16 protein-coding genes are annotated in these 14,173 nt (G+C 68.4%); 13 read left to right on the forward strand and 3 right to left on the reverse strand.

What is annotated here, in order from left to right:
- Positions 1 to 56: 56 nt before the first annotated feature.
- Complete coding sequence (locus tag ASD56_RS14990) at positions 57 to 1,013, forward strand: hypothetical protein (RefSeq protein WP_055967658.1); 957 nt, start codon at positions 57 to 59, stop codon at positions 1,011 to 1,013.
- Positions 1,014 to 1,208: 195 nt separating this feature from the next.
- Here ASD56_RS14990 and epsC read toward each other — a convergent pair whose 3' ends face one another.
- The 3 genes from epsC to cysK (ASD56_RS15005) all read right to left on the reverse strand — a co-directional run bounded on the left by epsC (position 1,209) and on the right by cysK (ASD56_RS15005) (position 3,772).
- Positions 1,209 to 1,778, reverse strand: a complete 570-nt coding sequence (gene epsC, locus ASD56_RS14995; protein WP_157536153.1) for a serine O-acetyltransferase EpsC — start codon at positions 1,776 to 1,778, stop codon at positions 1,209 to 1,211.
- Between the two features lie 8 nt (positions 1,779 to 1,786).
- Positions 1,787 to 2,740: a cysteine synthase A gene (gene cysK, locus ASD56_RS15000; protein WP_055967666.1), complete on the reverse strand. Its 954-nt coding sequence runs from the start codon at positions 2,738 to 2,740 to the stop codon at positions 1,787 to 1,789.
- A 93-nt stretch (positions 2,741 to 2,833) separates the two neighbouring features.
- Complete coding sequence (cysK, locus tag ASD56_RS15005) at positions 2,834 to 3,772, reverse strand: cysteine synthase A (RefSeq protein WP_055967669.1); 939 nt, start codon at positions 3,770 to 3,772, stop codon at positions 2,834 to 2,836.
- Between the two features lie 126 nt (positions 3,773 to 3,898).
- Between cysK (ASD56_RS15005) and prmC the strand changes: the two genes are divergently transcribed.
- From prmC to ASD56_RS15065, 12 genes are all read left to right on the forward strand, one after another.
- Complete coding sequence (gene prmC / locus ASD56_RS15010; RefSeq protein WP_055967672.1) at positions 3,899 to 4,777, forward strand: peptide chain release factor N(5)-glutamine methyltransferase; 879 nt, start codon at positions 3,899 to 3,901, stop codon at positions 4,775 to 4,777.
- 40 nt (positions 4,778 to 4,817) lie between these two features.
- On the forward strand, positions 4,818 to 5,504 hold the full coding sequence (locus tag ASD56_RS15015) for an L-threonylcarbamoyladenylate synthase (RefSeq protein ID WP_055967675.1): 687 nt from the start codon (positions 4,818 to 4,820) through the stop codon (positions 5,502 to 5,504).
- Complete coding sequence (locus ASD56_RS15020) at positions 5,501 to 6,664, forward strand: MraY family glycosyltransferase (protein WP_055967677.1); 1,164 nt, start codon at positions 5,501 to 5,503, stop codon at positions 6,662 to 6,664. The genes ASD56_RS15015 and ASD56_RS15020 overlap by 4 nt, the downstream gene beginning before the upstream one ends.
- Complete coding sequence (locus tag ASD56_RS15025) at positions 6,661 to 7,155, forward strand: hypothetical protein (protein WP_055967680.1); 495 nt, start codon at positions 6,661 to 6,663, stop codon at positions 7,153 to 7,155. Before ASD56_RS15020 ends, ASD56_RS15025 begins: the two co-directional genes overlap by 4 nt.
- A 154-nt stretch (positions 7,156 to 7,309) precedes the next feature.
- Positions 7,310 to 8,110: a F0F1 ATP synthase subunit A gene (gene atpB, locus ASD56_RS15030; protein ID WP_235565749.1), complete on the forward strand. Its 801-nt coding sequence runs from the start codon at positions 7,310 to 7,312 to the stop codon at positions 8,108 to 8,110.
- A gap of 60 nt (positions 8,111 to 8,170) precedes the next feature.
- Positions 8,171 to 8,404, forward strand: coding sequence for an ATP synthase F0 subunit C (atpE, locus tag ASD56_RS15035; protein WP_055967684.1), 234 nt, complete (start codon positions 8,171 to 8,173; stop codon positions 8,402 to 8,404).
- Between the two features lie 28 nt (positions 8,405 to 8,432).
- Positions 8,433 to 8,993 (forward strand): F0F1 ATP synthase subunit B, encoded by a 561-nt coding sequence (locus ASD56_RS15040; protein ID WP_055967686.1) that lies wholly within the window; start codon positions 8,433 to 8,435, stop codon positions 8,991 to 8,993.
- Entirely contained in the window at positions 8,993 to 9,784 is a 792-nt protein-coding gene (locus ASD56_RS15045; RefSeq protein ID WP_055967689.1) for a F0F1 ATP synthase subunit delta, read from the forward strand. The genes ASD56_RS15040 and ASD56_RS15045 overlap by 1 nt, the downstream gene beginning before the upstream one ends.
- A gap of 75 nt (positions 9,785 to 9,859) precedes the next feature.
- The gene (gene atpA / locus ASD56_RS15050; protein ID WP_055967692.1) at positions 9,860 to 11,500 is read left to right on the forward strand and encodes a F0F1 ATP synthase subunit alpha; all 1,641 of its coding nucleotides are present in this window, start codon (positions 9,860 to 9,862) and stop codon (positions 11,498 to 11,500) included.
- A 20-nt stretch (positions 11,501 to 11,520) separates the two neighbouring features.
- Complete coding sequence (locus ASD56_RS15055; RefSeq protein ID WP_055967694.1) at positions 11,521 to 12,417, forward strand: F0F1 ATP synthase subunit gamma; 897 nt, start codon at positions 11,521 to 11,523, stop codon at positions 12,415 to 12,417.
- Positions 12,418 to 12,439: 22 nt separating this feature from the next.
- Positions 12,440 to 13,888 (forward strand): F0F1 ATP synthase subunit beta, encoded by a 1,449-nt coding sequence (gene atpD / locus ASD56_RS15060; RefSeq protein WP_055967697.1) that lies wholly within the window; start codon positions 12,440 to 12,442, stop codon positions 13,886 to 13,888.
- Between the two features lie 2 nt (positions 13,889 to 13,890).
- On the forward strand, positions 13,891 to 14,151 hold the full coding sequence (locus ASD56_RS15065; protein WP_055967699.1) for a F0F1 ATP synthase subunit epsilon: 261 nt from the start codon (positions 13,891 to 13,893) through the stop codon (positions 14,149 to 14,151).
- Positions 14,152 to 14,173: the final 22 nt, after the last annotated feature.

The following is a 14,173-nucleotide window of genomic DNA, read 5'->3' on the forward strand; positions in this document are numbered from 1 at the left end:
TGTGCGGCTGTGGAGAGCGGCTCCAGCCGGCGGTGGGTGGACGCAAGAGTGGGCGGATGCCGCGGCAAGGACTTCCCTCGGAACTCGGGCCTGCGTTCAGGGTCAGCGCCGCCCGTGAGCTGGGCGTCGGCGCGGGCAGACTCCGCGGCCGCGACCTGGTGAGCCGATTCCACGGTACGCGCAGCGTCGACACGCCTGAAGATCTCAGCGCTGAAGCATGGGCGCGGGATGCCTCGCACCTGCGCCGGCGGATCGACGAGTACCGCACGGCGATGCCGGACGGCTCGTTCTTCATCGGTCCGACGGCCGCGTTCCTCTACGGACTTCCGCTCCCGAACGGCCTTCACGCGAGGATCCACGTCGGGGTGCGGCATCCGCGTACCGCATCGCGGCGGAAAGGAGTGGACGGCATACAGATCCTGCCGCGGATGGTCGAGACCACGATGATCGAGGGCATGCCGGTGGCCGATGCGGCGACGACGTGGGCGAGCCTCGGCCGCACCCTCGAACTGTACGATCTCGTCGCCGTGGCCGACGCCATTCTGCGAGTGCCCAGGCACCCGGGAGGCTTTCGCCCGGCGACGGGTCGGGCTCTCGCCTCGGCGGGCGAGCTCGCCGAGAGACTGGCCTCCGGACGGTGGCACGGTGCTCCGATCCTGCGGCCCGCCCTCGACCGGGCGCGCACGGGCTCCTCTTCTCGCCCCGAGACCTGGATCCGGCTCATCCTCACCGACGCGGGACTGCCGGAGCCGGTGCTCGACCACGACGTGTTCGGGCTGCACGGCGAGTTCCTGGGCTGCTCCGAGCTCGCCTATCCGCATGAGCGCGTGGCCATCGAGTACGAGAGCGACCGGCATCTCACGCGGGCCCAGCTCGAGCGGGACATCGACAAGTACACCGCCTACGCGGCAGCGGGCTGGCGGACCATCCGCGTCACCGGTTCTCATGTGTTCCGGTACCCGCGCGAGCTGGTCCGTCGCGTCGCCGTCGCGCGTCGCGGTTCATCTGCGTAAATCGGCTCTCGGAGGCATAGCCGAAGGACCGAATCGCACGGACGAACGCCAGCGGATCGCCCAGCACGCCGCGCCCGCGCGCCGCGGTTCATCTGCGTGAATCGGCTCTCGGAGGCATAGCCGAAGGACCGAATCGCACAGACGAATCACCACGGACGAGCGGATGCCGCGCCCCAGCGCCGCGGCGACTCGAGGTCAGATGTGGTACTCGGGCGTGGTCAGCAGTGCGCGGGTGTCCTCGCCGGCCCGACGGGTCCGCGCCTTGGCCGGGATGCCGACGAGCACGCTGTCGGCCGGGGCATCCTTGGTCACGACCGCGTTCGCGCCGACGACCGAGCCGGCGCCGATCGTGATCGGACCGAGGATCTTCGCCCCCGCGCCGACGGCGACGCCGTCTTCGATCGTGGGGTGCCGCTTGCCGCCCTCGCGCTGACGGCCGCCGAGGGTGACGCCGTGGTAGAGCATGACGTCGTCGCCGACCTCGGCGGTCTCGCCGATCACCACACCCATGCCGTGGTCGATGAAGAAGCGCCGGCCGATCGTCGCGCCGGGATGGATCTCGATCCCGGTCAGCCAGCGCGTGATCTGCGAACCCGCGCGGGCGACGAACCGCACGCGCCGCGTCCAGAGCGCGTGCCAGACGCGGTGCGCCCAGATGGCGTGCAAGCCGGGGTACAAGAGGGCGATCTCGACGCCGCTGCGCGCGGCCGGGTCGCGCAGCCGGGCGGCGATGACGTCCTCGCGCACGCGCGCGATGAATCCGATTCGCTCGTTCACGAGGCGGCCTTCTCGGGCTCGCGCACGTGCTCGTAAAGCGCGGTCGACAGATACCGCTCGCCCGAGTCCGGGATGATGACGACGATGCGCTTGCCGGCCGCCTCCGGCCGGGCGGCGATCTCGAGCGCGGCCCACACTGCGGCGCCCGCCGACATGCCGCCGAGGATGCCCTCGCGGGTCGCGAGGTCGCGCGCCACGGCGATGGCGTCGTCGAAGTCGACGTCGAAGATCTCGTCGATGACGGAGCGGTCGAGCACATCGGGCACGAAGTTCGGCCCGATGCCCTGGATGCGGTGTCCGCCGGCGCGGCCCTCGGACAGCATGGGGGAGTCCTTGGGCTCGACGATCGCGATCTTCACGTCGGGGTTGCGCTCCTTGAGCACCTGCCCGACGCCCGTGATCGTGCCGCCCGTGCCCGAGCCGGCGACGAAGTAGTCGACCCGCCCCTCGGTGTCGCGCCAGATCTCCTCGGCGGTCGTCCGGCGGTGGATCTCGGCGTTCGCCTCGTGCTCGAACTGCCGCGCCAGCACCGCGCCGGGGGTGTCCGCGACGATCTGCTGGGCGGTCTGGACCGCCTCGGTCATGCCCTTGTACGGGTCGGTGAGGACGAGCTCGGCGCCGTAGGCCCGCAGCAGGGTCCGCCGCTCCTTGGACATCGAGGCGGGCATCGTGAGGATCACCTTGTAGCCGCGGGCCGCGCCGATGAGCGCGAGCGCGATCCCGGTGTTGCCGCTCGTGGACTCCACGATGGTGCCGCCGGGCTTCAGCTCGCCCGACTTCTCGGCCGCCTCGACCAACGCATAGCCCAGCCGGTCCTTGACGCTGGAGCCCGGGTTGTAGAACTCGAGCTTGACCAGCACCTCGGCGCCGAGCCCTTCCGTGAGGGCGTTGAGCCTCACAAGGGGGGTCTCACCGAAGGCGGTGGTGATGTCGTCATGGATGCCGGGCACGAAGCTCCCTCAGGTCGGTACGGACGACGACGGCGCGGCGCCGTCCGACAGGGGCGGAGCCCCAGGAACGTGTCACCGCGCCGTCATGTCAGATCAATCTTCGCGCAGATCCTCGTACAGGGCGGTCGAGAGGTACCGCTCGCCGAACGAGGGGATGATCACGACGATGTTCTTGCCGGCGGCCTCAGGGCGCGCGGCGACCTGCAGCGCTGCCCAGATCGCGGCGCCGGAAGAGATGCCGACGAGGATGCCGTCCTGCGTCCCGACGGCGCGCGCGGTGGCGATGGCGTCGGGGAACTCGACGTCGATGACCTCGTCGATGACGCCCTGATCGAGGATGGCGGGGACGAAGTTCGGCCCGATGCCCTGGATCTTGTGGGGTCCGGGCGTGCCCTTGGTCAGCAGCGGCGAGTCGGCCGGCTCGACGGCGACGACCTTCGCGTTCGGGGCACGCTCCTTGAGCACCTGGCCGACGCCCGTGATGGTGCCGCCGGTGCCGATGCCGGCGACGAAGTAGTCGACCTGGCCGTCGGTGTCGCGGAGGATCTCCTCGGCCGTGGTCTCGCGATGGATGCGGGGGTTCGCCTCGTTCTCGAACTGCTTGGCGAGCACGGCGCCCGGGATCTCGGCGACGAGCTCCTCGGCCTTGGCGATGGCGCCCTTCATGCCGCCCGCGGGGTCGGTGAGGACGAGCTCGGCACCGTAGGCCTTGAGCAGCAGGCGACGCTCGATCGACATCGACGAGGGCATGGCGAGCACGACGCGGTAGCCGCGCGCCGCGCCGACCATCGCGAGCGCGATGCCGGTGTTGCCGCTCGTGGCCTCGACGATGGTGCCGCCCGGCTGGAGCTGGCCCGAAGCCTCGGCGGCGTCGATGATCGCGATGCCCAGGCGGTCCTTCACGCTGGACGCCGGGTTGTAGAACTCGAGCTTCGCCAGAATGTTGCCGCCGACGCCCTCCGCGATGCGGTTCAGGCGCACCAGCGGGGTGTTTCCGAAGGCGGAGGTGATGTCGGGGTGGATGCCGGTCATTTCGGGCCTTTCAGCGGAGGTCTGCAAGTGGCACCAGCCTAGGGGTGTGCCTCGGCTGTGAGTCCTTCTATGACAGGGATCGCGGCGGGGGGAGTACCCTGCGCCGGGCCTAGGCTGGGAGGACTCATGGCCTCATCTCCCGATTCGCTTCCGCTCTCCACCGTCGTGCGCCTGGCGGCCGCCCGTCTCGCCGACGCGGGCGTCCCCGATTCGGACGTCGACGCCGAGCTCCTCGCCGCGTTCGTGCTCGCCACAGGCCGGGGGGCCGTGCAGGCCGCCGCGGTCCGCGGCGACGTCATCACGCCCGACGACGCAGCCCGCCTCGAGGTCCTCGTCACCCGCCGCGCCACGCGCGAGCCGCTGCAGCACATCACGGGCCTCGCGCCCTTCCGCCACCTCGAGCTGCGCGTCGGCCCCGGGGTCTTCGTGCCCCGGCCCGAGACCGAGATGGTCGCTCAGCTGGCGATCGACGCGCTGCGGGCCGCGGCATCCCCTTCTCCGATCGCCGTGGATCTGGGCACCGGCAGCGGCGCGATCGCCCTCGCGATGGCGACGGAAGTGCCCCACGCGCGGGTGTTCGCCGCCGAGAACTCCGTCGACGCCTTCGTGTGGACCAAGGAGAACTTCGCCCGCAGCGGCGCCGACAACGCCGAGCTCGCCTTCATCGACCTCGAGCACGCCTTCCCCGAACTCGACGGCACCGTGTCGGTCGTCGCATCGAATCCGCCGTATGTTCCGGATGCCGCGATCCCGCGTGACCCGGAGGTCCGGTTCTTCGACCCGCCGGCCGCGCTCTACGGGGGAGAGGACGGCCTGGACGTCGTGCGGATCCTGAGCCGCGTCGGCCTCCGGCTGGCCCACCCCGGCGGCACGATCGTGATCGAGCACGGCGAGTGGCAGGGCGAGGCGATCCGCGGCATCCTGGCCGCCGACGGCTGGCACGCGGCATCCACCCATCCCGACCTCACGATGCGCGATCGCGCCACGACGGCGCTCCGGCCGTAGCCCGGCTTCGCAGGCGCCCGCAAGTAGACTCCTGTTCGATATGTCCCCGATCTTCGATTGCCGCGATGAGGCTCAGCTGCTCACCGGCATGCGTCAGGCACGCCAGGCCATCGGTCGCGGCGAGCTGGTCGTCCTCCCCACCGACACCGTCTACGGCGTGGCCGCGGATGCCTTCAGCGCGAAGGCCGTGCAGCGGCTCCTCGATGCGAAGGGACGCACGCGTCAGTCGCCGCCGCCGGTGCTCGTGGCCGGCCTCACCACGATGCGCGCCCTCGTCGCCGAGGTGCCCGAGCCCATCGAACGGCTCGTCGAGGCGCACTGGCCCGGCGGGCTGACCATCGTGCTTCCCGCGCAGCCGTCGCTGTCGTGGGATCTGGGCGAGACCCAGGGCACGGTCGCGGTGCGCATGCCCGCGCACCGCATCGCCCTGGAGCTGCTCGAGGAGACGGGGCCGCTGGCCGTCTCGAGCGCCAACCTCACCGGCATGGCCGCCGGCATCACGGCCGAGGACGCCGCCGGCATGCTCGGCGACAGCGTCTCGGTGTACCTGAGCGACGGTCCGTCGGAGACCGGAGTGGCCTCGACCATCATCGACGCGACCAGCCTCGTCGGCGGTGAGACCCCGCTGGTGCGGGTGCTCCGCAAGGGCGCGGTGAGCCATGCCGAGCTGTTCGAGGTGCTCGGCGAGCTGCTGGAGCCCGACGCCGAGGCGCCGGACAGCCCGTGAAGCAGTACATCTTCACGATCCTCTTCACGGCGGCCGTCACGTTCGCCCTGTCGTGGACCGTGTGGCGGCTCAGCCTCAAGTACAAGCTGTACCCCGGCATCCGCGAACGCGACGTCCACAAGACGCCGACGCCCCGCCTCGGCGGGATCGCCATGTTCCTCGGAGTGGTGGCGGCGTTCCTGGTCTCGTCGCAGCATCCGTTCTTCGCGATCATCTGGAACGAGCCCGTGCAGGTCTGGGCGATCCTGGGCGCGACGTTCCTGATCGTGCTCGTCGGCGTGGCGGACGACATCTGGGACGTCGACTGGATGATCAAGCTCGGCGCGCAGTTCCTCGCCGCCGGCATCATCGCGTGGTTCGGCGAGCTGCAGATCTACTCGCTGCCGATCGGCGGCCTCTCGGTCGGGTCGAGCTGGGTGAGCTTCACGCTGACCGTGTTCTCGATCGTCATCGTGATGAACGCCGTGAACTTCATCGACGGGCTGGATGGCCTGGTCGCTGGCGTCTGCCTCATCGCGAACGGCGTCTTCTTCGCCTACACCTACATGCTCGTGCGCGATACGGGCGCCAGTACCTACTTCAACACCGCGTCCTTCATCGCCGCGGTGCTCATCGGCGCGTGCGTCGGATTCCTGCCGCTGAACTGGAGCCCGGCACGACTCTTCATGGGGGATGCCGGTGCCCTCATGCTCGGTCTGCTCATGGCCTGCTCGGCGATCGCCATCACGGGTCAGATCGATCCCGCGATCATGGGCGACAACGACGACTTCGGCCGCTCCCAGCTGCTCGGCGCGTTCATCCCGATCCTGCTTCCGGTGGTGATCGTGCTGCTGCCGCTGCTGGACTTCGGGCTGGCCGTCGTGCGCCGCATGAGCCGCGGCAAGTCGCCGTTCTCACCCGACCGCAAGCATCTCCATCACCGGATGCTCGACATGGGCCACACCGACCGGGACGCCGTCCTCATCTTCTACGCCTGGACGGCCCTGGTGAGCTTCGCCTTCCTGCTCATGTACATCGGCACCACCCTCGAGTGGCCCGGCGACTATCTGTTCGGCGTCGCCTACGGAGTGGTCGGCGTCGTCGCCTGCCTCGTGGTGACGCTCATGCCCTCGCGCCGCCGTGCGCCCGAATCCGACCCCCTCCTGGAGGACGTTCTATGAGCGCCAACCCCATCTCGAGCACGCCGATCCTGCGCACCGTCCTGGTGTGGGGCGGCATCGTCACCGGCGTGCTGCTTGTGGTCGGCGGCGGGATCGGCTTCCTCGTCGCCGGCGTGGACGGCCTGCTGAGCGCGCTCGTGGGCGTGCTCGTGGCCGCATCGTTCCTGGGCATCACGGTGGCGAGCATCCTCATCGCGAACCGCTGGTACGGCGATCCGCTCTACGTGCCGGTGTTCTTCGGCATCGTGCTGGGCGGCTGGATCGTGAAGTTCATCGTATTCATCGTGATCCTGCTGGTGCTGCGCGACCAGCCGTGGGTCCAGCAGACGATCTTCTTCCTGGCCGTCGTGGTCAGCGTGCTCGCCTCGCTGGTCGTGGACGTCGTGGTGCTCCTGCGCATGCGCGTTCCGCACGTGAGCGACGTCACGCTGCCGACCGACCCCGAGGAGGGGGAGCGCACTACCCCGTCGAACCTTCCGCCCGGCACCTGATGTGAATCACAGCCCTGTGAGTTTGATAGGCTGAGTCCGCGCCCGCCCGCTCGCCGTCTGAGCACTTGCGGATGACGCTCACCGACCATCGTCGCAACGGTTCTCGACCGGTGCCCCGAAGCTGGAGCCAGCGCTGTTCAATCTTGCTGCGACCCTGATCGCCCCCCTTGCCGCCGACGCGCCGCCGGAGTTCCACGGCCCCTCGATCGATGAGTTCTTCCCGGAGATCCTCTTCGTGCCCTTCGGCATCGAGGCGCTGTCCATCCACCGGATCCACCTGATCCAGTTCCTCGCGACGATCGCGATCGTGCTGATCTTCTGGCTCGGCACGCGCAACATGCGCATCGTTCCCGGCCGGTTCCAGAGCCTGGTCGAGATGGGCCTGGACTTCGTCCGCGTCAACATCGGCGAAGACCTCCTGGGCAAGAAGGACGCCCAGCGCTTCCTGCCGCTGCTCACGACGATCTTCTTCATGGTGCTGTTCATGAACATCACGGGCATCATCCCGTTCCTGAACATCGCCGGCACGAGCATCATCGCCGTCCCGCTGGTCCTGGCGCTCATCAGCTACTTCACGTTCATCTACGCCGGCATCAAGAAGAGCCCGAAGAACTTCTTCAAGAACGCGCTCTTCCCCTCGGGCGTGCCGTGGCCGATCTACATCATCGTCACGCCGATCGAGCTCATCTCGACGTTCATCATCCGTCCCGTGACGCTCACGCTCCGACTCCTCATGAACATGATGGTCGGCCACCTGCTGCTGGTTCTGTTCTTCGCCGCCACGCAGTTCTTCGTCGTCGACCTCGGCGGCTGGTGGACCCTCCTGGGTGCCGGCAGCCTCGCGTTCGGCTTCGTCTTCACACTGTTCGAGATCCTGGTGGCTGTCCTCCAGGCCTACGTCTTCGCCCTTCTCACCGCGGTCTACATCCAGCTCGCGGTCGCCGAAGAGCACTGAAACGGGACGGCCCTGCACCGAATCGACGCAGGGCCGCCCACAACCGAAAGGAAAGACCCCGTGGACGCAACTACGGTCATCGCCGCCCTCGAGGGCAACGTCGCGACGATGGGCTACGGCCTCGCCGCGATCGGTCCGGCCATCGGCGTGGGCATCGTCGTCGGCAAGACGATCGAGGGCGTGGCTCGCCAGCCCGAGCTCGCCGGCCGCCTGCAGGTCCTGATGTGGATCGGTATCGCCTTCACCGAGGCGCTCGCCTTCATCGGCATCGCCACCTACTTCATCTTCGTCTGATCACCGACACCAGCCATAAGGAGACAGGATGCTGAACGCTCTTGTCGCGTACGCCGCGGAGGAGGGGGAGACCCACAATCCTCTGCTGCCCGCCACGTACGACATCGTGTGGTCGTCGGTGTGCTTCATCGTCATCCTCTTCATCTTCTGGAAGGTCGCCCTTCCCAAGATGAAGACGCTGCTCGACGAGCGCTCAGCCGCTATCGAAGGCAACATCGCGAAGGCCGACGAGGCCCAGCGCAAGGCCGAGGCCGCCCTCGAGGAGTACACGGCGCAGCTCGCCGATGCCCGCAAGGAAGCCGGTGAGATCCGCGACGCCGCCCGTGAGGACGGCAAGAAGATCGTCGCCGAGGCGAAGGACTCCGCTGCCGCGGAGGCCGCTCGCCTGACCGCGACCGCGCACTCCCAGATCGAGGCCGAGCGCCAGACCGCGCTCGTGTCGCTGCGCAGCGAGGTGGGCACCCTCGCCCTCGACCTCGCCGGCGGCGTGATCGGCGAGACGCTGTCCGACGACAAGAAGGCTCAGGCCGTCGTCGACCGCTTCCTCGCCGAGCTCGAGGCATCCGAGGCAGAGAAGGCGTCGAAGTAATGGGCAGCGCGACCACTCAGGCCCTCGCGGCGACGACGAAGGCGCTCGACGCCGCGTCGGGCATCGACCTCGACGTGGCCGGCGAGCTCTTCGCCGCAGCCCACGCCGTGGGCGACTCGTCGCAGCTGAGCGGCGCGCTCGCCGACTCATCGGCGCCGGCAGCCGCGCGGCGCCAGGTCGTCACCGCGGTCTTCGGACCTTCGGTGCAGCCCGTCACGGCGTCGCTCCTCACGGCCGTCGTCGATCAGCGGTGGTCCTCGGCCGCCGACCTGGTCGACGCGATCGAGGAGCTCGCCGTGCGGGCAGCCGCCGTCGCCGCCCCCGACGCCGACGTCGAAGAGGAGCTCTTCCGCTTCTCGCGCGTCGTCGCCGAGAACCCCGAGCTCGAGCTCGCGCTCGGCAGCCGACTCGGGGATGCCGCGGCCAAGGGCGCCCTCGTGCGCACCCTGCTCGGCGGTCGCGTCAGCGGCGCATCGGCGCTCATCGCGGCGTCGCTCGTGCAGCAGCCCCGCGAACGACGGGTGCGCCAGCTGCTGTCGCGCGCGACCAAGGTCGTCGCCGACCAGCGTGGCCGTAAGGTCGCGACGGTCTACGCCGCCGCCCCGCTCAGCGCCGCGCAGATCTACCGGCTCGCCGCCGCGCTCTCGCAGCGCTACGGCACCCGGGTGTCGCTGAACACCGTCGTCGATCCGGCCGTGGTCGGAGGCCTGCGCGTGCAGATCGCCGACGACGTGATCGACGCCAGCGTTTCGGCCCGCCTGGCGGACCTCCGTCAGCGACTCGCCGGCTAACAGAGACTTCCCGCCGCAGGCGGTGATTTCGGGGCCTCGTCCCCACCGATATGTATTGAAAGCAAAGGGAAGACCATGGCAGAACTGTCAATCAGCCCCGACGTCATCCGTGACGCGCTGAAGGATTTCGTCGCCGCCTACGAGCCCACCGGGGCAGCGGCGACCGAGGTCGGCACCGTCATCGACGCCGCCGACGGCATCGCCCACGTCGAGGGCCTGCCCGGCGTCATGGCGAACGAGCTCGTGACGTTCGAGGACGGCACGCTCGGCCTCGCTCAGAACCTGGACGAGCACGAGATCGGTGTCGTCGTCCTGGGAGAGTTCTCCGGCGTCGAGGCCGGCCAGGCCGTCACCCGCACCGGCGAGGTCCTCTCGGTCCCCGTCGGCGAGGGCTACCTCGGCCGCGTGGTCGACCCGCTCGGCAACCCGATCGACGGACTCGGCGCCATCACGGCGATCGAAGGCCGCCGTGCCCTCGAGCTTCAGGCGCCCGGCGTCATGCAGCGCAAGTCGGTGCACGAGCCGCTCCAGACCGGCATCAAGGCGATCGACGCCATGATCCCCGTCGGCCGCGGTCAGCGTCAGCTGATCATCGGCGACCGCCAGACCGGCAAGACGGCGATCGCGATCGACACGATCATCAACCAGAAGGCCAACTGGGACTCGGGCGACACGAACAAGCAGGTCCGCTGCATCTACGTCGCCATCGGTCAGAAGGGCTCCACGATCGCGGCCGTCAAGGGCGCGCTCGAGGACGCCGGTGCCATGGAGTACACGACGATCGTCGCAGCTCCCGCCTCGGACCCCGCCGGCTTCAAGTACCTCGCTCCCTACACCGGCTCGGCCATCGGCCAGCACTGGATGTACCAGGGCAAGCACGTCCTCATCATCTTCGATGACCTGACCAAGCAGGCCGAGGCCTACCGTGCCGTTTCGCTGCTCCTGCGTCGCCCGCCGGGCCGCGAGGCGTACCCCGGTGACGTCTTCTACCTGCACTCGCGTCTGCTCGAGCGCTGCGCGAAGCTGTCCGACGAGCTCGGCGCCGGCTCGATGACGGGTCTCCCGATCATCGAGACCAAGGCCAACGACGTCTCGGCGTACATCCCGACCAACGTGATCTCGATCACCGACGGCCAGATCTTCCTTCAGTCCGACCTGTTCAACGCCAACCAGCGTCCCGCGGTCGACGTCGGCATCTCGGTCTCGCGAGTCGGCGGTGACGCACAGGTCAAGTCGATCAAGAAGGTCTCCGGCACGCTCAAGCTCGAGCTGGCCCAGTACCGCTCGCTCGAGGCGTTCGCGATGTTCGCGAGCGACCTGGACGCGGCATCCCGTCGTCAGCTGGCCCGCGGCGCGCGCCTGACCGAGCTGCTCAAGCAGCCGCAGTACTCGCCGTACCCGGTGGAGGAGCAGGTCGTCTCGATCTGGGCCGGCACCAACGGCAAGCTGGACTCGATCGAGGTCGAGGACGTGCTGTCGTTCGAGCGCGAGCTGCTGGACTACCTCCGTCGCAACACCACCGTGCTCGACACGCTGCGTGAGACCAACGTCCTCGACGACGACACGGTGGCCGAGCTCACGGCGAAGACCGATGCCTTCATCCTCGAGTTCCAGGCCGGCAAGGGCCAGGCCATCGGCAAGCCCGGCCACGAAGAGGTCGCAGCAGCCGAGGCCGAGGACGTCAACCAGGAGAAGATCGTCAAGGGTCGCCGCTAAGGCGAAACCGGACTACCACCATGGGCGCACAACTCCGGGTCTACAAGCAGAAGATCAGCACTGCTCAGACGACCAAGAAGATCACGAAGGCGATGGAGCTCATCGCGGCTTCGCGCATCCAGAAGGCGATGGCGCGTGTGCGCGCGTCGTCGCCCTTCGCGCGTGCCGTGACGCGAGCCGTCTCCGCCGTGTCGACGCACTCGAACGTCGAGCACCCGCTCACGAAGGAGCGCGAGGTCATCCGCCGTTCGGCGGTCGTGATCTTCGCCTCCGACCGTGGCCTCGCGGGCGCGTTCAACTCGCAGATCCTCCGTGAGGGCCTCGAGCTCGCCGAGCTGCTCAAGCAGCAGGGCAAAGAGCCGGTCTTCTACCTGATCGGTCGCAAGGCCGTCGGGTACTTCCAGTTCCGTCGCATGGCGGCCGCGGCCGAGTGGACGGGTGACACCGACACCCCGCACTTCACCACGGCGGAAGAGATCGCGGCGAGCCTGCTCGCGGCGTACGACCGCGGGGGCGAAGACGGCGGCGTCGACGAGATCAACCTCGTCTACAACCGCTTCGTCAGCATGATGACGCAGACGCCCGAGACCGTGCGCCTGCTGCCTCTCGAGGTCGTCGAGGCCGAGGAATCGGCATCCGCTCAGGTGTACCCGCTCTACGAGTTCGAGCCGGACGCCGAGACGGTGCTCGACGCACTCCTGCCGGTGTACATCCAGAGCCGCGTGTTCAACGCCCTCCTTCAGTCGTCGGCGGCCAAGCACGCCGCGACGCAGAAGGCGATGAAGTCGGCCAGCGACAACGCCGACAAGCTCATCACCAACTACACCCGCCTGCGCAACAACGCGCGCCAGGCGGAGATCACGCAGCAGATCGCTGAGATCGTCGGCGGCGCCGACGCTCTCTCGTCGAGCAAATAGACCATACGAAAGAGAAGAAGCCATGAGCCTCACCTCAGAGAAGACCGCGACGGCCGTCGTCGGCCGCGTCGCGCGGGTGACCGGTCCGGTCGTCGACATCGAGTTCCCGCACGACTCGATCCCCGACATCTACAACGCGCTCAAGACCACCATCGTGATCGATGGCGAGTCCAACGAGATCACCCTCGAGGTCGCCCAGCACCTCGGTGACGACCTCGTTCGCGCCATCGCACTGAAGCCCACCGACGGCGTCGTGCGCGGCCAGGAGGTGCGCGACACCGGCGAGCAGATCACCGTTCCCGTCGGCGACGTCACCAAGGGCAAGGTCTTCAACGTCACCGGCGAGGTGCTCAACGGCGCCCCCGGCGAGACCATCGAGATCACCGAGCGCTGGCCCATCCACCGCAAGGCCCCGAACTTCGACCAGCTGGAGTCCAAGACCCAGATGTTCGAGACGGGCATCAAGGTCATCGACCTTCTCACCCCGTATGTGCTGGGTGGAAAGATCGGCCTCTTCGGCGGTGCCGGCGTCGGCAAGACCGTCCTCATCCAGGAGATGATCCAGCGCGTCGCGCAGGACCACGGTGGTGTGTCGGTGTTCGCCGGTGTCGGCGAGCGCACCCGTGAGGGCAACGACCTCATCCACGAGATGGAAGAGGCGGGCGTCTTCGACAAGACCGCGCTCGTGTTCGGCCAGATGGACGAGCCGCCGGGAACGCGTCTGCGCGTGGCCCTGTCGGCGCTGACGATGGCGGAGTACTTCCGCGATGTCCAGAAGCAGGACGTGCTCCTCTTCATCGACAACATCTTCCGCTTCACGCAGGCCGGCTCCGAGGTCTCCACGCTGCTCGGCCGCATGCCGTCCGCGGTGGGCTACCAGCCCAACCTCGCGGACGAGATGGGTGTGCTCCAGGAGCGCATCACCTCGACGCGCGGTCACTCGATCACCTCGCTGCAGGCGATCTACGTCCCCGCCGACGACTACACCGACCCGGCGCCGGCGACCACGTTCGCGCACCTCGACGCCACGACCGAGCTCTCGCGCGAGATCGCGTCCAAGGGCCTGTACCCGGCCGTCGACCCGCTGACCTCGACCAGCCGCATCCTCGACCCGCGCTACATCGGTGACGACCACTACCGCGTGGCCACCGCCGTGAAGCAGATCCTGCAGAAGAACAAGGAACTGCAGGAGATCATCGCGATCCTCGGTGTCGACGAGCTCTCCGAAGAAGACAAGATCGTCGTGTCGCGCGCACGTCGCATCCAGCAGTTCCTCTCGCAGAACACCTACATGGCGAAGAAGTTCACCGGCGTCGAGGGCTCCACGGTCCCGATCAAGGAGACCATCGAGTCGTTCGACGCGATCGTCAAGGGCGACTTCGACCACGTGGCCGAGCAGGCATTCTTCAACGTCGGCGGCATCAACGACGTCGAAGAGCGCTGGGCGCAGATCCAGAAGGAGAACGGCTGATCATGCCGCTCCACGTGAGTCTCGTCTCCGCCGACGCGGAGGTCTGGTCGGGAGAGGCGTCGCTCGTCGTCGCCAAGACCGTCGAGGGCGAGATCGGCTTCATGACCGGTCACGAGCCGGTGCTGGCGATCCTCGCCGAGGGACAGGTGCGCATCACCCAGACCTCGGGCACGAAGATCGTGGCCAACGCCCAGGACGGCTTCCTCTCGATGGAGGGTGACGACCTGACGGTCGTCGCGGGCAACGCGGCGCTCATCTCCTGACGCGAACACTTCAGATCTCGGC

Origin of the sequence: Microbacterium sp. Root166, from assembly GCF_001427145.1 — a bacterium.
Taxonomy (GTDB): Bacteria; Actinomycetota; Actinomycetes; order Actinomycetales; family Microbacteriaceae; genus Microbacterium.